At 43.4% G+C, this 219-nt stretch carries 1 protein-coding gene; it reads right to left on the bottom strand.

Annotated features, from left to right (window positions below; translation table 11 throughout):
* On the bottom strand, positions 1 to 219 hold a 219-nt coding region (locus LKE08_RS29220; RefSeq protein ID WP_324702317.1), incomplete at both ends, for a group II intron maturase-specific domain-containing protein.

Here is a 219-nt window from a genome sequence, read left to right as displayed (position 1 = left end):
GTCTAGCTTGCTGAAAATCTCCTTGGAGACTACCCCCGAGTAATACCTTGACCATCCTGTAATGATGGGATTGAGATGTTTTATCAGGGCGGCTTGAGGTGCTGTTTTGTGTTTTTTAATCACCTCTTTCACCTTTTCAGTATGGGCTCTGATTGCTTCTTTATCTGGTTTAACATGGGTTACGAAGCCTAGTAATCTGCTGACCTTTCCCCCACTTTT

The organism is Lyngbya sp. CCY1209 (assembly GCF_035615495.1).
Taxonomy (GTDB): Bacteria; Cyanobacteriota; Cyanobacteriia; order Cyanobacteriales; family Microcoleaceae; genus Limnospira.
The sequence above is the reverse complement of the archived record's forward strand: the minus strand, read 5'-3'. Positions and strand labels throughout refer to the sequence as shown.